This window comes from Crinalium epipsammum PCC 9333 (assembly GCF_000317495.1).
Taxonomy (GTDB): domain Bacteria; phylum Cyanobacteriota; class Cyanobacteriia; order Cyanobacteriales; family PCC-9333; genus Crinalium; species Crinalium epipsammum.
The window spans coordinates 1,252,997-1,275,862 of the sequence record NC_019753.1; the positions used below are offsets into that span (position 1 = coordinate 1,252,997).

At 42.3% G+C, this 22,866-nt stretch carries 15 protein-coding genes and 3 pseudogenes; 4 read left to right on the forward strand and 14 right to left on the reverse strand.

The annotated features are described in order from the left end of the window. Nucleotides 1-2: 2 nt before the first annotated feature. The 9 genes from CRI9333_RS05395 to CRI9333_RS05435 all read right to left on the reverse strand — a co-directional run bounded on the left by CRI9333_RS05395 (nt 3) and on the right by CRI9333_RS05435 (nt 15,828). Nucleotides 3-4,901, reverse strand: coding sequence for a hypothetical protein (locus CRI9333_RS05395; protein WP_015202151.1), 4,899 nt, complete (start codon nt 4,899-4,901; stop codon nt 3-5). Nucleotides 4,902-4,962: 61 nt separating this feature from the next. Next, nucleotides 4,963-9,699: a putative baseplate assembly protein gene (locus tag CRI9333_RS05400; protein ID WP_015202152.1), complete on the reverse strand. Its 4,737-nt coding sequence runs from the start codon at nt 9,697-9,699 to the stop codon at nt 4,963-4,965. Further along, nucleotides 9,696-12,188, reverse strand: coding sequence for a putative baseplate assembly protein (locus CRI9333_RS05405; RefSeq protein ID WP_015202153.1), 2,493 nt, complete (start codon nt 12,186-12,188; stop codon nt 9,696-9,698). Before CRI9333_RS05405 ends, CRI9333_RS05400 begins: the two co-directional genes overlap by 4 nt. A 3-nt stretch (nt 12,189-12,191) precedes the next feature. Next, the gene (locus CRI9333_RS05410; protein WP_015202154.1) at nt 12,192-12,548 is read right to left on the reverse strand and encodes a GPW/gp25 family protein; all 357 of its coding nucleotides are present in this window, start codon (nt 12,546-12,548) and stop codon (nt 12,192-12,194) included. Between the two features lie 3 nt (nt 12,549-12,551). Next, nucleotides 12,552-12,875 carry a hypothetical protein gene (locus CRI9333_RS05415; protein ID WP_015202155.1) on the reverse strand — a complete coding sequence of 108 codons (324 nt, stop codon included), beginning with the start codon at nt 12,873-12,875 and terminating at the stop codon, nt 12,552-12,554. Between the two features lie 12 nt (nt 12,876-12,887). After that, nucleotides 12,888-13,691, reverse strand: a complete 804-nt coding sequence (locus CRI9333_RS05420; RefSeq protein ID WP_015202156.1) for a phage baseplate assembly protein V — start codon at nt 13,689-13,691, stop codon at nt 12,888-12,890. Then, nucleotides 13,688-14,824, reverse strand: a complete 1,137-nt coding sequence (locus CRI9333_RS05425; protein ID WP_015202157.1) for a phage late control D family protein — start codon at nt 14,822-14,824, stop codon at nt 13,688-13,690. Before CRI9333_RS05425 ends, CRI9333_RS05420 begins: the two co-directional genes overlap by 4 nt. A gap of 10 nt (nt 14,825-14,834) precedes the next feature. Further along, on the reverse strand, nt 14,835-15,125 hold the full coding sequence (locus CRI9333_RS05430; RefSeq protein WP_015202158.1) for a hypothetical protein: 291 nt from the start codon (nt 15,123-15,125) through the stop codon (nt 14,835-14,837). Between the two features lie 13 nt (nt 15,126-15,138). Continuing rightward, the gene (locus tag CRI9333_RS05435) at nt 15,139-15,828 is read right to left on the reverse strand and encodes a CIS tube protein (RefSeq protein ID WP_015202159.1); all 690 of its coding nucleotides are present in this window, start codon (nt 15,826-15,828) and stop codon (nt 15,139-15,141) included. Nucleotides 15,829-16,235: 407 nt separating this feature from the next. Here CRI9333_RS05435 and CRI9333_RS05440 point away from each other — a divergent pair, with 407 nt between their 5' ends. Further along, nucleotides 16,236-16,751: a hypothetical protein gene (locus CRI9333_RS05440; protein WP_015202160.1), complete on the forward strand. Its 516-nt coding sequence runs from the start codon at nt 16,236-16,238 to the stop codon at nt 16,749-16,751. 475 nt (nt 16,752-17,226) lie between these two features. Here the strand turns inward: CRI9333_RS05440 and CRI9333_RS05445 are convergent, their stop codons facing one another. Beyond that, entirely contained in the window at nt 17,227-17,523 is a 297-nt protein-coding gene (locus CRI9333_RS05445) for a hypothetical protein (RefSeq protein ID WP_015202161.1), read from the reverse strand. A 49-nt stretch (nt 17,524-17,572) separates the two neighbouring features. Between CRI9333_RS05445 and CRI9333_RS26585 the strand changes: the two genes are divergently transcribed. The 3 genes and pseudogenes from CRI9333_RS26585 to CRI9333_RS05455 all read left to right on the forward strand — a co-directional run bounded on the left by CRI9333_RS26585 (nt 17,573) and on the right by CRI9333_RS05455 (nt 18,504). Beyond that, a complete protein-coding gene (locus tag CRI9333_RS26585) occupies nt 17,573-17,743 on the forward strand; it encodes a hypothetical protein (RefSeq protein ID WP_157462272.1) in 171 nt (56 codons plus the stop codon). Between the two features lie 22 nt (nt 17,744-17,765). Then, nucleotides 17,766-18,181: pseudogene (locus CRI9333_RS05450) on the forward strand (XisH family protein). After that, nucleotides 18,169-18,504 (forward strand): XisI protein, encoded by a 336-nt coding sequence (locus tag CRI9333_RS05455; protein WP_015202163.1) that lies wholly within the window; start codon nt 18,169-18,171, stop codon nt 18,502-18,504. The pseudogene CRI9333_RS05450 and the gene CRI9333_RS05455 overlap by 13 nt, the downstream one beginning before the upstream one ends. Before the next feature lie 1,033 nt (nt 18,505-19,537). Here the strand turns inward: CRI9333_RS05455 and CRI9333_RS28525 are convergent. The 4 genes and pseudogenes from CRI9333_RS28525 to CRI9333_RS28300 all read right to left on the reverse strand — a co-directional run. Next, nucleotides 19,538-20,055, reverse strand: a pseudogene (locus CRI9333_RS28525) (eCIS core domain-containing protein); the annotation flags it as partial. A gap of 197 nt (nt 20,056-20,252) precedes the next feature. After that, nucleotides 20,253-20,507, reverse strand: a complete 255-nt coding sequence (locus CRI9333_RS05465; RefSeq protein WP_015202164.1) for a hypothetical protein — start codon at nt 20,505-20,507, stop codon at nt 20,253-20,255. Nucleotides 20,508-20,510: 3 nt separating this feature from the next. Continuing rightward, nucleotides 20,511-22,688: an ATP-binding protein gene (locus tag CRI9333_RS05470; protein ID WP_015202165.1), complete on the reverse strand. Its 2,178-nt coding sequence runs from the start codon at nt 22,686-22,688 to the stop codon at nt 20,511-20,513. 4 nt (nt 22,689-22,692) lie between these two features. Then, a pseudogene (locus CRI9333_RS28300) lies at nt 22,693-22,785 on the reverse strand (phosphodiester glycosidase family protein); the annotation flags it as partial. Nucleotides 22,786-22,866 lie beyond the last annotated feature (81 nt).

Here is a 22,866-nt window from a genome sequence, read left to right on the forward strand (position 1 = left end):
CCTCAATTAATATAAAAAGTTTTTGCTTGTAAACCGAATCGGAAATATTCTTTTAAACTAGCTTGTAAATTCGCTTCCCTTTGTGGTTGCTTTAGGAAGTTAAATGCTCCCATTTCAGCACCATCTTCTGCACCAGTACCAATTTCTTTACTACAGCTTTGTCCGAGTTGAATATAGCCTGGATCTCCATAATTAGTTGAAGTAAAGCTAGGTTGTAAACGTTCCATAATTAGCAATTTTTCAGCAACATTCGGCAGTCCTTGATTTAGTGATGTCCAATTTTCATCTTTATCTTTATTTATAAACTGCAAAATATCTCCTGAAGCCGTTCCCGCTAATATAGCTTGCTTGTTGGCGTTTGTTGTGAGCGTGGTAATATCAATTCCTTTTAAATCTAATTGGAGTTTCTGCCATTCTTCCTGTTCAGTAAATAAACGGAAAATTTGTCCGTTAGCTGTTCCGGCAAATACAATAATATTTCCCTCAGTAGATTTTTCTGTGCTTTGAAGCGTCACAAGTGCGGTAATTACAAAGCTCGTTAGTCCTTGATTGATTTCTGTCCAACTCTTGCCATTTAAAGTTGAATAGAAAATCCCGCTTCCGGCTGTTCCCGCCCATAATTGATCTTTCGCATCAATCGCTAAAGAGGTGATATATAAGTTGCTTAAACCGATGTTAAACGGTATCCAACGAGGTAATTCGGTCTCGGCTTGATTATCATTTATGGTATACTTGAAAACACCTCCACCGCTTGTCCCAGCAAATAATTGACCACCTGAATCAATTGCCAGAGCCGTAACATTGAAATTGGTTAAACCTGTATTTATTTTTTCCCAGTTTTCACCTCTATCATTTGCTCTGAGAATGCCATCTCCTAATGTTGCTGCTAATAAATGATGAATTTTAAAATACGGTTCTTTGACATCGCTGGAGAGGGGGGCATTGAGTTGTAAAAGTGTATCAATTTTGATGGTAAATGTAGTTTTTTCAGGTAAATCGTGGGAAAATGGCGCATTAACTTCCAGGCAATCTTGTTGTGAGTTGGTGGTGTAGATTTTTACAATAGTTCTAGTTTGATCGAGGGCGGTGATGCGATCGCCTACTTGTATTGCTGTAAAATTAGTGTTGTGACCCGTAACAATAATACCTTGACTGGAAATTGTTCCTATTCCAGATTCTCCAAGGGCAGTTACAATTCGAGTTTCTTCCCCGATGCTGATGGTGTCACCAGTTCGCACTTCGGAACTGAAAAAAGTTTCCTTGCCTATCAGCTTGCTACCCTCACTGGAAATTGTTCCTCTACCCTGCCGTACCCAAGCGACTAGATGGTTAATTGCTGTATCAACTTTTGTTTTGATGTTTGTCCAGTTTTCTCCGTCATTTCTTGAGTAATAAATACTCCCATCTACAGCACCCGCCCATAAGGTATTTATTTTAGAAGGTGTGGAATTGTCAGGTTGAAGGTAAAAAAGCAGTGTTGTAATGTAGCAATTGGGTAAGCTGTGAGCAGTTTCTTCCCTCTGCGACTCGTTATTTTCAGAATTTATATTTAACCGAAAAACCCCATCTCCTGCTGTTCCCAGAAAAATATTGGAGGGGAGAATTTCAATTGCTGTAATGGCTGTGGGTATCTTTGTCAATTTTGCCTTCAATGCCATATCGGGTTGGCATTCATAGCGGCGGGGTGTGTGAGATGCTTCGGGGACATAAGAAAAGCGAATGTAGCCACTTTGATGCCGCCGCACCATTACTTTCTCGGTGAAGATACTGTTGCTGGCTTGTAAGTTGCGGGCGGTGGTCATGCCTAAAACTGTGGTGGTTTTGATTTCCACCTCGCTACCAAGGGCTGATATTGCTTCCGGTTGTTGTTCCTGTTCGGTTAATCCAATATCTATGATGCTGTCTGCAATAGTTAATTTGGCAACAGTGTCGCTGAGGTACAAACGTCCGCAAATACTCCGATTAATGGCAATCTCTAAACGGGCATTATTCCATTGGGTTGTAGTGGGCGCGTCTTCGGTGTGAGGTTCTAATTCTTGGGGACACCGCCAACGCTGAATGGTTTGCCAGATTTGTGAAACTCGGTTCGGTAGCTGCTGAAAAGCAGGTGGTAAAAGTTGAGTTGGGTTAAATTCTGAGCAGGCATTGGTTAATCCGATATCTCGGCAAATTGATTGCCAAACCCAATTTAAGGAATACATGACTAGGGCGATCGCATCGAATTCTTCCCCACTGCTATGATCGGGAGGAATGAGCCATCCAGGTTCCACATAGACTCCGCCTTTTTGGGGTACAAGGGTACAGTGATTGATGTTCAACCGCTTCAGATTACCCGCTAAAACGGTGACATTACCTTCTACCAGCAGCCCATATAATGTGAGTTCGCCTGGATGTGCATCTTCAGCAGCAGTTCCCCGTACTGAGACATTGCCCTGTAAGTGGGGACGACAACCATCAGCAGCGATGATCTCCAGCCGTCTCTGGGCAGGCACAATAATAGATAATTCTCCTTCGTAGGTGCAATTATCTGTAATTAAGATAGTTCCGGTTTCTGCTTCCTCTGGTTCTTGAGGGACAATTCCCAAATGTTGCCACCCTCGCCCCTTAAGACTGACAGGAGAAAGAGGTAATCCTTGTTTTGTTTTGTAGGAAATAAATAAAGTTAGTGTTTGACCAGAATACGCACTAAGATCAAACTGGATTTCTCGCTCTAAACTGATTGTTTCTCCCTGCTTATTGCTTACTGTTCCTGGGGCGATCGCAATAATTGCTCGTTCAATATTAACTAACGAAACGTTTAAACCGTTGATTTTAATTTCATCTAAATTATCTTCATTGCCTATTTTGTTTGAGGGCAAATGAGTATAACTAGGAGAATTTTCAATTTCACCAATTTTGATTTGCGGAATTTCTAGAGTTGCTAAACTGAGGCAATTTTTGTCGCAGTTGTTTTGATAATCTTCCTGATTCAATAGCTCAACTTGCCACTGTTTTTTCCAACCTGTGGCTTGATTTAAAACTATCTGTTTTGTTTCACCTTGATACAAACTTAAATCAACCGAGAAGTTGTTAGGAATAATGAGCGATCGCCCTCTTTCATCAACAACTGTTCCGGCGGTAATTACTGCTTCTAATTTCCCTGGTTGCAGCTTCACCTCCAACCCCTGCACAATTCCTGGCTCAAACTGAAAAGATCGGCGAATACTATCGTCAAATTGCCCGTTTTTTCTTTGAGAATTCAGCGTTAGATAAATCAGTGGGATAAACGTTCCAGGGGGGTATTGATCAAAGGCGCTTTCTGAAACAAACTTAATCGGTGGTTGATCTTCAGCTACTTGATCAGAAGAGGAACGATAAAAAACGACCAGCCATCCTCTAGCGTCTTGGGCGAGGTGAAATTTTTCGAGATTAACTAAATATTCTTTTTTAATAACAATGAGTCTGCCTTGGCGATCGACAGCCCGACCTGGGGTGACGGTAATACTTAAGCTTCCTGATCGCACAATCACTCTCAACCCTTCGCCAATAATACCAGGACGAAACAGAGGACGAGTTTTTTCCCGCTCTAGGTGTATAACTCGGACGGCTGGAATCAGAATTGAAGCTAAAGGAATATGAGTAAATTCCTTGAATCCATGCCATGCTTCAACAGTTTGATTCCAAGTTTCAATGGCAGTCACTAAAGGATTTGCCTCGCCTGAATTGCCTTGTTTAATCTCCCAAAATAAGGGCGGGTTAATCTCGTTATTAGATAAGTCACTAGGAATTAAATCATTACGACTGGCATTGCTGCGACTATAGGAACCTCCGCCAAGATCGTCACTAAATCCATAAAAATAGCTTACTTCTACTCGCTTAGGTAAAGGTTTATCCAAAAAGGCGATCCGACCTAATTCCGGGTCTACCGCTACAATTGCAGGTAAGGGCAGATCATCATTATTATGCTCAAATTCCTCAGTGGGAATATTCCAAAGTTTATCCTCTGTTTCATCTAAACTACAAATGAGGATTTCTTCAGGTGGAATAGGGTTAGGCTGACCGTTAACAAAGATTTGCAGTACTGGATCGCGATCAAAATAGCGAATTTCTGCTAATGATTTTCCTTGTAAGTAAGACTGACGGCGTTGTTTGAGTTCGTTTGCAAGTACGGTGCGGCGCAAAATACCAGGTAGATTAATTTCTTCAGCTAGGCTGAGAATATCCGTTTTTGTGCGAGGTTGGTTGAATAATGGTGCATCCTTGCCCAAGGAGTTAAATGTGTAGCAACGTCCAGTAATGTTGGCTTCAGAGCCAGGAACAGCACGGGCTGTGGTGCGACCGCTCGGATAACTTTGTAATCTATAAATAAACAAGCCAATATTGGCAACGTTATAACAACCTTTCTGGCTAACGGGACGAATATCTGCGGTGTAGGCGGCTTGTTGTTCAAAAGGAGTGCCAATTTGTTGCAATTGATTATTCGTTCGCAGATTGGCGGTGGTACTATGGGAGCGAAGATGATTTAAGTTTTGAGTGGTTGCAACTAATCGAGCAAATTCTACCGCACGCGATCGCCATCCGGTTACGTCTTGCGTTAACTGCTCTAATACGGGAGCCGTTCCCTTCCGTCTTCTATAAGCTATAGTGTTGGCTACATAAGCCCGTCGCTCTTGCTGTCCATATACCAGGGAACGATCAGTATAAAATTCTGGCACATCTAGCAAGTCGCCGATGTAAGGAACTGCCCACTCAGCACAAGTTTCAATAAACCAATTGTCATAGAGATCGGATATATCGCCTTCAATTGTCAGCAATTCTTTCTCAAACAAAGCTAGTAGCGCCTTCAATGGTTCGCCTTCTGCTGTATCCCGCAACCGATATATTTCGGGTAGTAATTTATATAAGCGATCGCTGTTGTTCATAATTGATAATTGATAATTAATAGTTACCTTCCCCCTCCCTCCTCTCTCCTCCCTCCTCCCTTCATAGGGCGGAAACTATTGTAAGTTTAATACCAGCAGGATTAAGCAATAACAATTGAGCGGGATGCACCTGATCGGTTTGTGGATCAGAACGAGCTTGTTTAGCCATCAAAAATGGTTCTAAAGCTTTACTGCTACGCGCTTGATAAAGTGCATCTAAATCAACTGCAATTACCCCTTCAATGTTTTGAATAATTGCAACTACTTCTGATGCTGTTACTGCTTGTGCAAATTGCCGCCGCTCAAAGGTAAAGGTACTATTGAGAGCAGCACGTACTTTTTCTTTAATCGTCTCTGCTTGGTAGGGGGAGTCGAGAATTAATCTAGCTTCTAAGTTGAATAGTAGGCGATCGTAGGAATCAACCTGCACTTTTTGCAGTTGATCTCTAGCTAAGTTAATCGCTGCTATCAAGTTTGTGTAAAGAGGGGATTCTTGGAGAACTTCTGCACCATTTGCAGATGCGATCGTGATGTGTACTAACTGCGTTTCTTCATGCCAAAGTTCAATAGCTTGAGCTTTTCCAATTCCAGCAAAACTACGCGCAAAATCCTCGAAATCTTGTAAAGATACAATTCGATCTAATGTCCGCACAGTTGAAGGTGCTTTAGTCCGAGCTTCTTCCAGTGACTCCGGTGCTGCTGCTCCCGTAGCAGGAATAGGATTTGTTACTTCTATAATCCCCAGTGGACGGGTTTTTAGTAAGCTTAAGCGATCGACACCTATATTACCATCAAGACCAATACCACTACGATAAGTAGCTGTGATATTTTCCTCACCAGTTGGCAGTCGAGAACCTTTAATTCCATCACCAAAAGTAACAGTTGTTTTACCATCATCTTCAATGCGGATAATATAACTTTGGTTTTGTGCCGTCAGCGAATAAAGAGAAGAAACTTCTTGCCAAAGTATACCGTTTACTTGCACTTGCAAGGTGCTATTTGCGCCGCTTGGGGTTGTTGCCGAAACATAAGTTAAAGGAGGTTTTTTGAGCGCAAAACGTTGATTAGTAAGGTTGCCATCTCCACTTCCCAGCACCTCTTCTATCTTCTCGCCATGAGTTGCTTCTACTACATTGCCGTAAATTTTTACTGTTGTTGGATCATAGGCATTTTTAAGAGGTTGCTGGAGAGTTAAAATAGGCATTTGTTGATCACTAGGAGGAGATTGGATTTTTACAACTTCGCTCACAACCTCACTATCTGCTGCTGCTGGCAGTAATGTTATTTCTTCAGCAGATATCGTTGTTAAATATCCTTGAAAACCATCTTTATCCATCAACTTCCACTGCTTATAGTTAGCTGGTGCATTTAGCACTGGAGCAGGAAGTTCTAGCAGTTGCAGCACATCTCGTCGCTGCACTGGTTTAGTGTCAAAACCATCAACAGATTGTAAAATTCCAATACCGCCTACAAAAACTGTATCATCGTTATGAATGAGGATGGCGCGTACATCTATATTTGTCAGGTTGGCGTTAACAGGTTGCCATAAGTCACCTTGATTATCTGAATAGAAAACGCCACGACTAGCTGTGCCAACCCAAATGTTTTCGTTGGCATCAACGGTTAAGCAACGAATTTCTAAATTTGTTAAATTAATATTAATTTGTTCCCAGTTAGCACCATTATCTTTAGAGCGAAAAACTCCACTGCCAGATGTACCTGCAAACAGATTATTTTGTGCGATTGCAACTGCTGTAATATTCCGATTAGTCAAACCATGATCATTAAATTGCTGCCAAGTACTACCGTTATTACTGGAATAAAACACCCCATCTTGCACTGTTCCTGCAATCATTTTATTAGTATCTTTATTCAGCGCCAATGCTTGCACATCCGTACCTCTTAAACTGGTTGCTGTCCAGTTTTCACCATTATTTTTAGACTGGAAGACTCCGCCGTTAATCGTTGCAATAAATAGAGTATTACTTGTAGAGTTAAATACGATCGCACGGATATCCGTATAAGTCAAACCTTGCTTAATATTTTCCCATGTCTCCCCTGAATTTTTGGAGCGGAAAATACCTTCAGCCGTACCCACAAAAATTAAATTCCTTCGATCAGTCTGATTGAAAGTCAAAATCGCTTGAATATCTTTTATCTTCAATTTTTGGTTAACTTGCGACCAGCCAACAATTGGTTGCCAATAATTACCATTGTGTGTAGAATAAAATATCCCTTCAGTTGTTCCAGCAATAATTTTGTTACTACCATGAGTTAAAGCCGTCACTTGGGAATTCATCAAGCCTTGATTAATTTTTTTAAACTCTAAGTCTTTAATTAAAATTTTCGCATAATTTCCTTGGAAAACGCCGCCAACATCATCTAACTGAATGCCAATCCGTTTACCATTGACAATTAAGGTTTGATTTGATTGCAATCCTTGGATAAAATCATTCATTAAAAGGGTTTCATCTTGGATCGGATCTTTAAAAATTTCCTGTTGACGTTCGCTCACAGTCAGCAGTTCTTCAACTAATTCTAATTCCTCACTACGACTGAAAACAACTGTTGATCGCAATTGAATTTTTTGTGAATTTCTTACTATTTTATAAGGCTCAATTTGAGTAATTTTAGCATTCAACCCGAAATCCTTTCGCGTAATTGTAGATGTGCTTTTAACTTGGTGTGCAGCAACAGTAAGTTGATTATTATCTTGATTTATATAGTTATTTTTATCTACCAGAACAATCCAACTATTAGGCAAAATTTGAGGATATAGTGTATCCAGATCAATATGCTTACTTTCCAGCTTGAAATCCAGCCATTCTTGTTGATATTTTGAATGGTTTGTGCTAGTATTTATTTTATTATTTTGATTTTTAACATCTGCTTTTAAAAACCCTGTAAATTTGCTGCCAGCAAAGAGGTCTTTATTCGTATCATTAATTTTATTAAAGGCAAGTGTAGTAATATCTGGCGTAGATAAACTGTTCCTAACATTTTTGGAAACATTTGTCCACTTAATATTAGTATTATTAAGTCTGGAAATTGATCCAAAAACGCCCTGCTCACTAGCTGCAAAAATATAATATTCACCGTTTTTGTATATTGCTAGTGATCGAATTGTATAATCATTCAAAAGAGGATTGCCATAATCCTTCCAGGTAGTTTCTTGAACTGAGAAATAAAAAACACCTGCATCTGTACCAACAAAAATATTATTATCATTTTTGACTTTGGCTAATGATAAAATGGCTCTTTCCTTTAAAATATGGTTCGACTCGTGCCATTTTAGAGCATCTGCGAATTTTGGCAAACTTCCTGATGTTGAATCATCTTTTATATACCTATATAAACCGCTATCTGTCCCGACTATCAAGTCTTGTTTTTCCTTGGACTTTACATTTAATAAAACATACACAGCTTGGTCTTTTAAATTAGTGTCGAGCCAGTCACGCCCTTGATTATCGGAATAATAAAGACCATCATCGGTTCCTACGAAAATGTAGTTATCTAAAGTTAAAATCGAGCGTACAATTGTATTAGGTAAGCTGGTAATCACAGAACGCCACTGCGTTTTATCTTTGTCTTCCTCATGCTTAACTCGGACATTTCCAGTATTAATTTGAACCCAAGTTTCGCCGCCATCTTTGGAGCGAAAGACACCGCCCCCAGGCGTACCAGCAAACAAAGGATTGGGAGGATTTTCTATATTTGTATAAAGTGTTTGAATATGTAAATTGATTAAACCATTATTGACAGGTTCCCAACTCTTCCCGTTATCTTTAGAACGGAAAATACCTTTACCCGCAGTACCAGCAAAGAGAACTCCATCCTGAATTACTAAACAAAGGATGTCTGCATTAGGTAAACCTTTACTGGCAGAATTCCATTGTTTGTTATTATCTGAATAGCGAAAGACACCGCCTTGAATTGAGCAACCTTTTTCTGCGATCGCAGCCAACTTTACCTCAGCACTCATATCTTCCCAAGCTGGTGCATTGTAACCGAAAAGATTAGCTTTTTGGCGAAAAGCAAAGACTTTGGGATTGTGTAGGGGAGTTTTTGGGGGCTGATTTATTGGTAGATATTGCTCCCATTTCACTAATGTAGATCCCGCTTGGGCATCTTCTTTGACATCAGTTATGGGCAATACATAAGTGCGAGTTTCTCGATCTTCATCAACTAATAGTAAATAGTCTCCTGCTTTCAGTTGGGTACTAATACCATTGAGATAAAGTTGACGAGTATTGCTAGTAATTTTTTGTGGGCGACTGGGACGCGGTTTAATTACATTCCAATCTACGTGGGCGGTGAATTCTGTAATTGTCTCAAAGATTTGGGGTAGCTCATCCTTACTGGGAATACTCATTATTTGAGTACCTTTGGGAATAGTTGCTACTCTGGGAGAAAGGGGTGCATCTTCAACGGTAAAGGTGAGAAATGTACTAGCTGCTACACCTGGTTTAAGTTCGTATCCAATTGCTCTTGCTAATTCCAACACAGATCGGCGTTCCGTTGCTGTGCGTAAATAACCTTCATTAGCAATGCGTTCTTGATAAAAGGTTAACACCTCACCCACGACCGCCCAAGCATCTAAAAGTGCGATCGCTGGATCATCATTTAAGCGCGTGGTCAGTTTTGCCAAAACTCCCGCTTTATCGGAAGAACGCAATATACTAGGTAAAAGATTCAGCAACCGACGGCGAAAGCCTGCATAATCAGAAATTCGATAAGCGATTTTAGGTAAACCTGGACGGTTTTCTGGCTTTTTAGGGGTACTATCTCCAAGACTCATAAACCGCCCTCCAGATTGAATTCAATTATGCCATTTTCGGGTGAATTGGGAATATTGTCTAAAAGAGCAATTTCTAAACGTTCAAACTGAATTTGTCCGAGTTCCAATTCTCGATTTAAAACTTCGCCCCGCCGTTGAAAACGAGTGACTTCCACAGATTCCACTCCCGATACTTGCATTGCTGCTGCAATGACTTGACTAAGGTAAACAGATTGACCAAAGGTGAACCGATCGCTACTAAAAAATCCTATACCATTAGCTAAAACTCGGTTACTGAAAGCATCTAACAAGGCTTTTTTAACGTTACTGCGAAAGTAATCTTGTTTAACTTGTACTGTCATCGCAATATCTAAGGGAACGAAGCGAGGACTATCAATTTCAATAGAGTGTCCCGCTAGGCGAAATTCTTCTAAAAAGTCAAGTAAATTTTGTTTAAATTCTTCATCAACTTTACGTCCTCCCTCTCGATCTACAGTAATAAAAATCGTGTGCCAACTACCTGTCCAACGTCGGGTTGCCAAAGCTTTTTGCACACCTGGATAACGTTGGGCAGCATTAGCATAGTCTGCTTCTGTGACTGCGCGTTTCTGTTCCCGAAATCCCTGCGGTGCATAGAGGCGCACTTCTTCAATCGGTTCGGCTTCAGTTCCGCCTGTAGCGGGTAAGGGATTGCGAATTTTTGTAATTGCTGCTTGAATATTTTTAAGATTAGGGCGATCTTCTGGTTTCAGATTTTCCGGTTGAAGGAAAATGTTAACGATCGCATCTGCACCGACATTACCCGCACGTCCATTTCCCACTCGATAACAGGCGTACAAAACAGTATCCGGTTGCGGTTTTTTACCTAAAGTACCATCCCCAAAGCGGAGATAAGCACCTCCATCATCTTCTGTTTCTACGACAAAATCACGGGCAAAGCGATCGCTAACCAGTAAATCTCGTTGATATTCCCAACTAACCCCTGCTTGTTCACCTTGATTGGGTACTTGATTTTCCCACACTGCGATCGCTGGACGAGCATTTCTGAGTCGCGATGGCAATTGTATTGCCTCAGTTGCAGAAGCAGTTTCGTCAAATACCTTCAATTGCCTTTGGCGATCCTGCACATAACCTTGCTGTGTTAAAGTGCCTCGTTTTAAACGAGGTCTTAATCGTTCCCAACCTGGATTTTCTTTGAGATTTTCAGGGGGAAGCGATCGCCCTGCATCCACCAACACCACATTACCCCGTGCCACGCTGATCTGCTTAATTAATTTCCCTTGGGAATCAATATTAGAAATATGCAAATCGAAAGGTAACGCATCTGCAACGTGCCATGTTACCTCCACGATTTTTTGGTTATTCAATGGATCGATCATGCTTTCTACATTAGTTAAACGCACAGCATGACGATTGTTTTGGTTCGCATCCCTTTTTTCCCCTGTCTCAATTCCTAGCACTTCCTCAAACAGCAGTACGCTGCCTGGTTTCAGTCGTTTGTGCAGTAATTCGTCTAAGTTATGTAAAGTTGCTTTAATTGAACCTTTGGGCAAGTAATATTGGTGGCTTTCCCATGTATAAAATAAAATTTTGTTTAAAGATTGATAAAGAGTAATTTCATGTAAAGATTCAAATACTTGTGCGCCCACATTTATAGCAGTATTAAATTGTTCTTGAGAAAGTACACCAGTGACTACATTAGTTTTAGTTAAAAATTGTACTCCGTGACGGTTTTCTCCCTTGTCAGGTGCTAATAATTTAATCCCTTCTTTCTGATTATTTTCAACTTTGATTGTTACCCAGGTACGCGCATTGCAACCCTCGTCCATCACGTAGTCCAGCAGACGAACATGGCGGCGCACAGAAACCCGCTTGCGTGCAGTTCCTAAATAAGCTTCCGTTGCTACTGCATCTTGGTAATAACTCAAATAATCGCCAGCATGAGCCAATATTTCCACCAGCATAATCCCTAAATCTGCTGGGTTAGTTTCCTGCCATTGCGGGATCGTCACCGCCAGTCTGTCTAGCATTAAGCGGCGGAAACTGGCATAGTCTTTTGCTAAATAATCAATAACAGGTGGAGGAGGTTCTTTTTCAGGTAGTGCTTCTGGCGCTTGGCTGTCAAATTCGCTGATACCTTCTGCCCAAAAGGAAAAATCAATTTGAGATAGTATTGGGTCAAAATTGTTTGGGGGAGTTGGTGAGGAGGGAGATTTCACCAAGCTGAGAGTATAGGTGGAATAATCCCCTACGCGATCGACTCGCACCCTTAATATATTTTCTGAGGAACTAACTGATTCAACTTGCACATTTTGCCTGCCAGTTTCCCCAGTAATCAGGATATTTTCCACCTTTAAAGTAACTGTGGATGCGGTTAAAGGGTGGATAAAATAAACTATTAACGTTTTGCGATCGCTATCCACCTCTACATAATCAATCCCATTTAAATTTGACTGATTTCGGATTAGTTTTCGTCGTTGTTCATTTTGAGAGCAGTATTGCACATTCATTACTCAAACCTCGCGAGTGAATTGTGCTATCTGTCGTTGCTGGTTGCGTCGCACAACGTATTGAACCGTTACTTCTACCTTTGACTCCACAGGTTCAATGTCGAGCGCTTCTACCTCAATCAAATCACCTAACCATTGCTCTAATGCACCTTGCACCAAAAACTGAACCGCTACTGCCAATTCGCTGTTGTTGGGTGAAAATAACAGTTGCTGCAACCCACTACCAAAATCTGGGCGGTTAACTCTTTCTCCAGGCGAAGTGAGAAGTACTTGTTCAATTAACTGACGAATGTGCAAGTCGCTATCCGCTTCTGCAACTCGTCCGCGTCCATCTATTTGAAAGGGATAATTAATGTGCATTGATCACATCCCCTTAACGCGAACATTAGCCAAAAGTACGGTTAGCGGTGTGCCAGTAGGAACGCAAATTGCTTGACTATCTTGTAACAATACAGGCATTCCCATCACCCTCACTCGCAATGCTGCTATCACCCAATTGCCCATAATACAAGGACCAATATTGACGGGTGGGGGAGGATTTGCACAACCTGCGATCGCATAAGGTGGTCCTTGCGTTGTTACAGGCATCCCCATTACTTTTACTCTCGGATTAGGCATTGTCGGTTTCGCCTGTCCTCCATGAGCGCAAATAACGGTAGAACCAACATTTAACAAAAAACCAGGCATTTAAATTTCTCCTTACATTACTTCTAAAGCACCGTTATTTACATTCACCCCCACTGGAGAAAGTTTGATATTTCCAATGGGATAGTTAAGTTCAATTCCCGATGGTGCAACTGTAATATTGCCAGGAGTACTACTCAACTCCACACCAGAAGAACTAATCAACGCCTTTGCTGGAGGATTAGCAATTTCAATTCCCGAAGAAGTTGATAACTTTAAAGTAGCTGGATTGCTATCCATTTCAATGCTATTGGCAGTAAGCTTTATTTCTATAGCACTTTCTTTAAGTTGAATACTATCACCAGCAATTGTAAGGGTAGATGATTCCCCATTTTTTAATTCTATTGTTTCCGCCGTTAATTTAGCAATTGTTTTATTATCATTATTTAATTCAATCCCTTGAGCATTAAAAATTAATTTTAACGGCTTTTCTACTACAGGTTTTGTTACTTCAACTGTTAAAGCTTTATTCTTTTCTAAATTGCTTAAAGTAATAGTAATCCCCTCAGTTTTAAATACTTGCACATTAACAGGGTCTTCTACTTTAGCGTTTTGAGGTAATTCGTTTTCGCCCCAAAAACAACCGCTCCAAATCGGATAATCTGGGTCGCCGCCTTCAAATTCCACCCACACATTAGCGTCAACAGGGGGAACAGTAAAAAAACCAATATCTTTTCCGGCATAAGGTGTGCAAGGCAGCGCCCAACTTTGGCGATCTTGACCAAAAATAGCGGCAACACTTACTTGAATTCTGCCTAAATTTGAAGGGTCTTTATTCCCTGTCACTTTGCCACGATATTTGCCGAAAAACTGTTTCATATTGCTAGTGTTCGTTTAGTTGTTCCGATGCCGTCGCGGGTAATTGTGAAGTTCTGTTTATATTCCCCTGGGCTAATTTTATGCGTAACACTTTTGACGTAATAAAGACCGTCATAAGTAGCACCAACACCACGCAAACCTACTAATCTTCTGGCTTTTAATAAACTGCCATAGCGCACTGTATCTAGTTCTCCTGTGACTGTTACTACATTACCTACAGATTGATCGGAGATCGCTTGTAAACGTGCGCCTGCTTGTGCAGTATCACGCCCTGTTTCGCGATACTGTTGTATTTGGCGATAAGCTTGTTTAGCTAATGCAGGTTGGGCTGCTAATGATGGGCGATCGCTACTATATTCTTGTAAAGAGTGGACTTTGTTGGTTTTGCGGTCTTGAACGCTTCCTTTTACTGCTCTTGCAGATAAAGCATTATTCTGAAAGCTAATAGAATCTACATTGCTAAAAGACTCCATATTGACAGTTAATGCCTTTTGCGCTTTGTCTTTGCGTTGGGGTGGCCCCCAGTAGGCGGTGTTTGTTCCCAATGTTGGCCCTGGCGTAACATAAAAGACATAAGCAAACCGCTCGGCAATAGTTTTGAGATATTTTAAATCAGTACCTTGTTGCGATGGAATGCGCTCGTATAGAGTGGGTTGATCTCTCAAAGATGGCGCAATCACTTCAGGAATTAAACCATATTTAGCATAATTTCCAATCAAAACGCGGGCAATAATAGCTTCATTTTGGGTTGGATGTTTAACAGATTTCTCTTCTAAATCCATCATCACACTGACATCATCACCCGTAATGGTGAAAGTTGAACCTCCTGGTGTCAAGCTGGGTGAAAACTGCTGGTTTGTAATGATTCCATCCATCAAAACTTTAGCACTTGCGCCTAAAATAATGATTAAAATCACGCGATTAAAAACTTTTAATAAGGGATTTTTAATTATTTGGTAGTCCAGCAAATCATTACGTCCGGCGCGACCAACTTGGAAATTTATTTGAAAACCTGAGTATCCCTCATCACTATGAGTCACTTCAACATTTTGCAGTGATTCCATCAGTAATCTGGGAGCAGGACGAGGTATAGTTTCACCAATTAATAAAGTTAAATTAATTCCCAGCTTCATCGTAATTTCTTCAAACCTCCGGCATAGGTATACGGATTGTTCGTCCAATTTCCGAGGTAAGTTCCGTGGGATTCATGGTGTTATTAGCATCGCATACTTGCCAGAACTGCTCAGAATCACCCAAGGTTTTATAAGTTATTAAGTCTAGGCGATCGCCTTCTACAAACATAACCTCTTGCAATAGTGGCATCGCTCTTCCTTGAGGTAAAAATCGACGGCGTTTATAAGCAATTTTCCGTCCCTCTTCTGTCGTGTATTGAGCGGTTTCTAAATTAGAATAACGGCTATTATGATCGAACATAATCACTAATAAATTAAATATGAGGAACAAAGAATAGCGAACTTTTAAAAAAACGATTACTATCTACGCCAGTCATTGTATTAATATTGCTGGTTCTACCTTGATTTGCCATCCGTTCTTTAGCTTTATGATGTGCCTGGAACAGCTTTGCACCCTTGTTCCCAGGTAGATTGCTAGAGTTCAAAACCTGCAAACTTAGAGATACCTTCGCCCGAATCGGGTTGAGGTTAACGTCATAGGCTTCTTCAGTAATACTAAAATCGTTTAACTGTACAGGCAGCACCCGTTTTTCACCCCAAATTAGCAATGTCATTGGGGCTTCCATTGGTATGATTTCTATTGTTCCTATGCCAGCTAGGAGCATATTTGTAAAAACCTGCCTTGTGCTAGGATAAATCAAAATTTCTAAAGCAGATAACTGCGGATAAATGCCTAGTTCAGAGGCTATTTTATCTCCTGTCTCTAGTTGATCGGTCGCATCAAGTTCTACATCTAGTTTGAGCGTTTCTGTCGGCGCTCCTTTGAAGCGTAAAATTTCAGATTTTGCACCCTTTTCTCCTCCCGATATTTGGGAATTTAAGGTGCGTGTGATTGTCTCTGGATTGTATTGGAAGGCAATTGTATTAACTATTTTGTTAGTTGTTACATCAATAGCAACAATTGCTCCCTTGAGTGACTTTGGAGAACCTGGAAAAGTAGTCACGTAATAAGTATCTCCGTATCTGAGCGATCGCGATTTTAAACTACCCCATAAATCAATTTAATCAGGTATTAACTCCTGAAAAAATGCAATTGATTTAGGCTACAGGAACATGACAGTGCTATTTTCCTTTTCAGTTAAATATGCACAGTAAAAATGTATAACTAATCACACAATTGTTCGACAAAAAATGCTTAAAAGGAGATTTTTTCTATAGTTATTATCCTTGGAATATCGAGATGCACCGACTGATTGATATTACACTAACTCTAAAGGTGCATTTGGTGAATTGTCAAGGACATTTTCTTGTTATAAGTTATTAATAGTTAACAATTTTGTTACTTATTGTTGCAATATCGGGATAGACCTGATGTTAAGCTTTTGAAAAATGAATGGCAAATTAAGCAAATATGTCAAAGCAACAAAACGCTATTTCCCCGTACTCTCCCAGAAGTAGCTTGGGGAATTACTTTGCTGAAGAACAAACAGGAATTTCATTGGCTTATTCTTTCGGCAAGGTGTTTTCTTTCTTTGCCAAATTTATTTGGCTGCTTTTTTTGGTAGTACTTTTGAGCGTCACTTTTATAGTTTGGATATGGATCGTTAGCTTCCGAGCCGGATGGAGCCTTTGGGGGTGGTATGTAACAAATCGTGCAACAGAACAACAGATGGCAGTAGGCATTTTATATGGTTCTATTATCAGTTTTGTTTCCCTTTTTGTGCTGTTTTTCAACTGGGCGCAAGAGTTTCTCAAGCAGGAAACAGGGTGGTCAGAATTATTCCCGTCTCAACTTAACCTGCTAAAAAGTGTTGGAGAACATTTGGATATTAAATTAGGCTCTCAGTTTCCCTATCTAATAGAATCACAGGAAAACGCTCCCGAAAAAACACCTCCTGCACCAGAAGTAAAACGTACTGTAGTTTAGCAGGGGGCAGTTTGAGCGATATTGCTTTTGGGTATTAAAAACTAAGTATCTCCTGACATTGTAAAAGCAGCAGTGTCAGATTCTTCATAAATCAGATTCTTTATAAAAATAAGATTTTAGAACGTTTGCCATCACGCCTAAAATGAATGCAACGGCAGCAGGACAAATGATTAGATAGAAGAATATTTTAACAAACATACTGCCATTTTTAAAAAACTGCCTTTAATTATGTAACAAATTAGCAGATAATTTAATTACTGTTACAAAAGATTACTTTTAGAGATTAGCGTTTATTGTTGAGATCGCAGGTAAAATGACCGATCGCACTTTTCACCATTGCTAATCTGATTGTAGTTGAGGATGCGATCGCGCGTGTATTGCACTTAAAAATTTGACAAGTGCGATCGCTTCGTTACTGATCGGCATTAATGCGATCGCCCAAATCATTTCACAATTTTATATATAGGCGATCGCACTACAAGAGCAGTGATGGCGCTATGTAAAAGGATTCATTGGAATTGAGACGATCGCTGCGAAGAGGCATCTCAAGGGTATAGTTTTCTGTTGCACTTATCTGACGCAATTGGGCAAAAGCATCGGCAAGGGTTGGTTGGCGATGCTGCTGTTGCCAAGCCAGGAATTCCTGAAAAGTTTGGGCTTCGACAACGGCGGCAACAAGTTGGTCTTGGTTGTAAATCAGTTGCGGTTCGACAACGGTGGCACTAATTAGATCTGAGAATTTTTGCTGGGCTTGTTCAATTTTCCAGTCCATTTGGTTTTCTCTTGGGTATTACATCGTCGGTTGGTGGATGTTGCTAATTTTGAATTGGGGAAGGGTTGGGGTGTGGAGGCGCGGTAATACCCATTATATAAGAGGAGCGATCGCATATCTCTCTACTCTCAATTCTAAAACACGCGATCGCACAGAACCCACATCAAAAGCGATCGCATTTTCACTGCCTCATCAAGGAGTGCTTGCACTAAAATGTTAAGTAAAAGCAGAAAACGTTAACGATGGTAGCTAAAGATAAATTTCATGCTGTGGTTAGAATTGCTTTAGAAAAGGAGCAGTGGAAGATAACTGATGATCCTCTGCGATTGGAAGTTGGTGGAACTAAATTTGAAATTGATTTGGGTGCGGAACAACTGTTAGCAGCAGACAGAGGTGAAGAAAAAATTGCCGTTGAGATTAAAACATTTTTGAGTGATTCACCCCTAACAGATTATCATGCTGCGTTAGGACAGTTTTTGAATTATCGGCTGGCTTTAGAAATCAGCGAACCAAACCGGATTCTATATTTGGCAGTGCCTATAGCTGTTTATGAATCTTTTTTAAGCGGGAATTTGCCCAGATTTCAGTTGAGAGATATCAGATTAAAATAATTGTTTATGACCCAATTCAAGAAGTAATTTTACAATGGATAACCTAGAGTCTTATCGCTATATCATTCAGTCGTTGTTAACAGATTATGCTGCTATACCAATAGCAAATGGTAAGATTGATTGTTACACAGTTTTCGATACAAAACAAGACCATTACATGGTGATGAATGTGGGATGGGATGGTCATCGGCGTGTCTATGGTTGTGTTTTACATTTAGATATTAAAGAGGGAAAAATTTGGATTGAGCAGAATATGACGGAAATGAGAGTGGCTCAAGAACTTGTTGAGCAAGGAGTTCCACAAGATGATATTATTCTTGGATTTCAAGCTCCCCAAATGCGGGAATATACGGGCTATGGAGTTGTTTAACAACCAGATAGCGATCGCATCTCTCTCTACTCTCGATCCTAAAACCTCCGTCCCCTTGTCCGTCCTTTCGTGATCATTCCCTATCATTGTTTGTTTCTTGTGTATGCCTCAGTACAATCTTTCCCCCCCTCCCGTCCTCTTACCCAGGAGTCATCCTTACTTGTTGATTCCCTGTCTTCTTAACCAGCCAATTGTTGTATTCTTCCTCTACCTCATTTAACAGCACCTTAAACTTATTTTGATCATTGCCTGATGATACCCTGTGCATCAGTTCGTGCTGCCCCGGCCCATCGTTGTGTTCACTTGCGCTTCGTTCCGCAATCATCAAGTTCATTACATTTGTTGCGTTCGCCTGGTATACACTTTTGTTTAGCAGATGGTGCAACTCGGGTGGTCTTCCACTCACCCCTTTCAGCAAATCATTTAAGTTTTGATAATTTCCCACATCTTCCGCCTGCCAATCCTTTGTAATTTTTGAACGCATCACGTCATAGAGTTTAATGCCTGTCTGTTTTCCCGCGTAGCCGTTTGAATTGCCATTCCATTCATCTGTCAAAAAGGAGTTAAAACCCACATGCAATGGCATTGTTGCGTCGAAGTGCTGATGCAGGTCGCTGACCGTCAATGCGCCCAGACCCCCATGCTTCACTTCCCATCCTACTCTGCTCCCCAGATCAGTATATATTTTGACTACATCCGTGATAGGATGGCCAAAATTTTCCAAAATGCTCTGCACTAAAGGATTTTGCGTTACATAACTTCCTAGTCCTTCCACCTCCCATGCGTAGGGGTTGGACTGGGTATTACTCCCTATTGCTAAAGATTGCGCCTGATCAACCGTGTAGTGGTTGCTCGGGTCATCATGCAACTTCTGGACTTCATCCATTTGCGGTTTCGTCAATCCTCTCTTGGCTTTCGTGGTCGTTGCTAGAGTACTTCCGATCGCATAATTGCCAACCACACGCTGAACCTGTATGCCGCATGAGGTGATTTCACGTTTAGTCGTCGCTTTTCCTGGGGATTTACTTGCCCGCTGCACCGCCCCCCCATTCTGCTGCACTACATGAGTCAACTCATGCGCCAACAACTCCTGACCGCCCCGACTCCCAGGATTATATTCCCCCTGCCGAAAGAACACCTCCTGACCCGTCGTAAACGCCTTCGCCATGAGTTCCTGATTCAACTCTTCCGACTGCGCATCTGTATGAACCCTCACGCAACTAAAATCCGCCCCCATCGCCTGCCCCATTGACCGTTGCAATCCCGCATCTAATTGCTGTCCCCCCCCCTGGCACTATTAATAGCCGTGTCCAAATTCCGGTATCCTTCCCCTCCCGCGATCGCTTCCATTCGTTGTAGTGAGGTATTCTCCGGTTTTGCCTGTATTTCTTCCTCTTCCTGGGCTTCCGTTCTTCGCTGTACAGACTGCCCTTGAGATGACTGGACTGAAGCGGGAGCATTGATTTGTTGTACCACCTGGGATGCTACCCTATCCGCCTCTTGTTCGTACTTATCCCCTGGTTCGCCAATGGTCAACTTTGCCTGTATCGGTGGCAACCCTCCCCTATCAATCCCCACCTGACTAAAATCATGCCGAAACCGCGACTCCCTCAACATTCCCGACTCCACATCCTCAGTCGCCTCCACCTCTTTATCCGCCACCGCACGCACCGCCGCACGTTGTAAAACCCCACTCATCAAAGGCGTTTCACCCTTAGACTGCTGACTTACCCGACCAACTTGGCGACTCATAACTTCATACCTCCATAAATAGCTTGGGCAATTTCCTGTCCTAACTGCACAGGATTACTTGTATTCGTCAAACTCAAATCCGCAGGCAACTTGGGAATCCTCCCCCCTCCCTGTAAATGCACAGGCAACCCAAACACCTTCACCAGTCGCGCCAACTCCGCCTCAATGGCCCCTTGCAACTTCACCCTCTGACTCTGTGACACATCCACCCCAGACAAAATCAACCGCTCAATCTGAATATCAATCTTCATCTTCTACCTCCCTCCCGAAACCCGAAAATCTGCTTCATTAATCTGCCTTCCCAACTTGCGAAACTCCGTCCGCGCCGCCGCCAACACCAACTCCATCCCCACTGGAGTCCCCGCCTTCGCCGCCAAAAACGCCGCATTCAAAGCAATATTATGGATATTCGCCCCCGTAACATTAAACTGAGCCAACCGTTGCAAATCCAACTCCTCTGTTGGTGTCTGTGGTGGAAACACCTTCTCCCACATCTGCTTGCGTTCCTTCACCCCTGGAAAAGGAAAATCCACCATAAACCGCAACCGTCGCACAAACGCCACATCCATAGCACTCTTAATATTCGTCGCCAAAATCGCTAACCCGCGATACGCTTCCAACCGTTGCAACAAATAATTAATCTCAATATTCGCATAGCGGTCATGGCTATCCTTCACCTCACCGCGTTTCCCAAATAAGGCATCCGCCTCATCAAAGAACAAAATCGCTCCCCCATCCTCCGCCGCATCAAACAACCTGCGTAAATTCTTCTCCGTTTCCCCGATATACTTACTCACCACCGCCGACAAATCTATCCGGTACAAATTCAACTGCAATACATTGGCTATCACCTCCGCCGCCATCGTCTTCCCCGTGCCACTTTCCCCGGCAAACAAGGCACTCACCCCCAACCCCCGATTCATCCGTTCCCGAAACCCCCACTCGTCATACACCACCCCACGATTCCGCACTTGGTCGGCTATTTGTTCAAGCAACTTCTTCTCCTCATCCGGCAGTACAATATCATCCCAGGTCGCTTTCACCTCCAACCGTTGCGCCAGCGAATCCAAACGCGGACGAGTACTAGCCAGACACCCTTGCCATAAACGTGCCTGCAATTCCGGTTCTTCCCCCACCTCCCCCCGTGCTTTCTCCGCAATTTGCCCAATTTCCACCAAATTCAAGTTAAATTGATTCGCAAGTTGCTCTGAAATAGTCTTAGCCTTTGGCTGACCTAACCCCCCCAGCCCCCCTTCCCTAGCAGGGAAGGGGGGAGTAATATTTCTCCCCTCTCCTCCCAGGAGAGGGGCTGGGGGAGAGGTCATCCCCAACACCAACTCCCAAGCTGCTCGCTGCTCCACAGGCGTAGGCTTGGCAACATCAAACGTCACCGTCCGACGTTCCAACGCCAACCCACTCTCCCGCACATCCAAAAAGAAAATCCCCTGACTGCGACTCAAAAACCGCCGCAAAAGAGCCATGCCCCGCGCATTCGCCGCTTCATCCCACCCCTGCACATCTACATACAGCGCCAAAGGTAACAACAAACTTTCTCGCTCCCAAAGCCGCGCCAACGTTTCCAACTCCGTCCCCTGCGTCGGCAACAACTCCAACGGCAACCGATACAAACGCAAATTCAACTCTTGACAAACTTTCCAAATTATGCTACACTTACTCTGATTATCAATTCCAGTTAACTTCCATAAGGGAAAATCCTGCTCTGCAACCGCCGTTTTAATCTGCAACGCCATAGCTTCCGCCACCTCGCGCCCAGAAGCAGGCAACGGTAAAATCCCCTCCTTCACCATTTTCTCCCCAGGATTGAACGGAAACACCAACGACTCCAAGCGGTCATCAAGATAATTTAATCCCTTCAAATAATTAACAATCCGCTCATCCGCACGTAAAGCACTCGTGATTAGCGGTTGATTCCCCACAGTATGAATCTCAATCAACCGCCAAAAGCGCAAAGGACGTTCCGGTAACACCACACCCCATTCAGGGTCATCAAAACACGCCAGCGCCAGCGCAAATGTCGGATAAGGTCGATTAGGATGATCTTGAGCATCAGCGCAAAGATGAGCAATACTGGTATCAAATTCCATCGCCACACATAGCAGCAACACCCATTGCTCAAAATCCGACAATCCCAACTTGTAACTTAGCAAGATAAGAGCAGGCGGCATTTCCCCACTCGCAGCCGCGTCCATCTCCATCTCTGCCTGTTCAATTTTCTCCCGCCAGCTAAAATTTTGCGCCGCAGAATTCAACTGTCCGCTATCCTCAACATCATCCCCCGCCGAAGCTGCCAACGCACCCAAACGCAGCCGCAACCACCTCAGCGCCGCCCCCAAAAATTGATTATTTCTTAGATGCCAGTCACTCACATCAGTCACCACTTCCTTACAATGTGGGTGCAGGGTGTTTGGCATCTTAGACAAGGATCACATTAGTTAGCGATCGCCCTGCAAGTACTAAAATCTTACCATTAGCTGCCAATGCTCTAGATGCTCCGCCATCTAAATTCATGGTTCTTCCCTACTTAGTGTGCTAAATCATTTCGTTTTCTAATGTCCTACACTGTTGCCCAGTGCGATTTCGAGGAGATCT

Excerpts from the sequence above, each read along its gene's own strand:
- CRI9333_RS05415 (WP_015202155.1), bottom strand. The coding sequence starts at position 12,875 with ATGCCTGGTTTTTTGTTAAATGTTGGTTCTACCGTTATTTGCGCTCAT.
- CRI9333_RS05400 (WP_015202152.1), bottom strand. The coding sequence starts at position 9,699 with ATGAGTCTTGGAGATAGTACCCCTAAAAAGCCAGAAAACCGTCCAGGT.
- CRI9333_RS05425 (WP_015202157.1), bottom strand. The coding sequence starts at position 14,824 with ATGAAGCTGGGAATTAATTTAACTTTATTAATTGGTGAAACTATACCT.
- CRI9333_RS05470 (WP_015202165.1), bottom strand. The coding sequence starts at position 22,688 with ATGCCAAACACCCTGCACCCACATTGTAAGGAAGTGGTGACTGATGTG.
- CRI9333_RS05440 (WP_015202160.1), top strand. The coding sequence starts at position 16,236 with ATGTCAAAGCAACAAAACGCTATTTCCCCGTACTCTCCCAGAAGTAGC.
- CRI9333_RS05405 (WP_015202153.1), bottom strand. The coding sequence starts at position 12,188 with ATGAATGTGCAATACTGCTCTCAAAATGAACAACGACGAAAACTAATC.
- CRI9333_RS05430 (WP_015202158.1), bottom strand. The coding sequence starts at position 15,125 with ATGTTCGATCATAATAGCCGTTATTCTAATTTAGAAACCGCTCAATAC.
- CRI9333_RS05410 (WP_015202154.1), bottom strand. The coding sequence starts at position 12,548 with ATGCACATTAATTATCCCTTTCAAATAGATGGACGCGGACGAGTTGCA.
- CRI9333_RS05420 (WP_015202156.1), bottom strand. The coding sequence starts at position 13,691 with ATGAAACAGTTTTTCGGCAAATATCGTGGCAAAGTGACAGGGAATAAA.
- CRI9333_RS05445 (WP_015202161.1), bottom strand. The coding sequence starts at position 17,523 with ATGGACTGGAAAATTGAACAAGCCCAGCAAAAATTCTCAGATCTAATT.
- CRI9333_RS05395 (WP_015202151.1), bottom strand. The coding sequence starts at position 4,901 with ATGAACAACAGCGATCGCTTATATAAATTACTACCCGAAATATATCGG.
- CRI9333_RS05465 (WP_015202164.1), bottom strand. The coding sequence starts at position 20,507 with ATGAAGATTGATATTCAGATTGAGCGGTTGATTTTGTCTGGGGTGGAT.
- CRI9333_RS05455 (WP_015202163.1), top strand. The coding sequence starts at position 18,169 with ATGGATAACCTAGAGTCTTATCGCTATATCATTCAGTCGTTGTTAACA.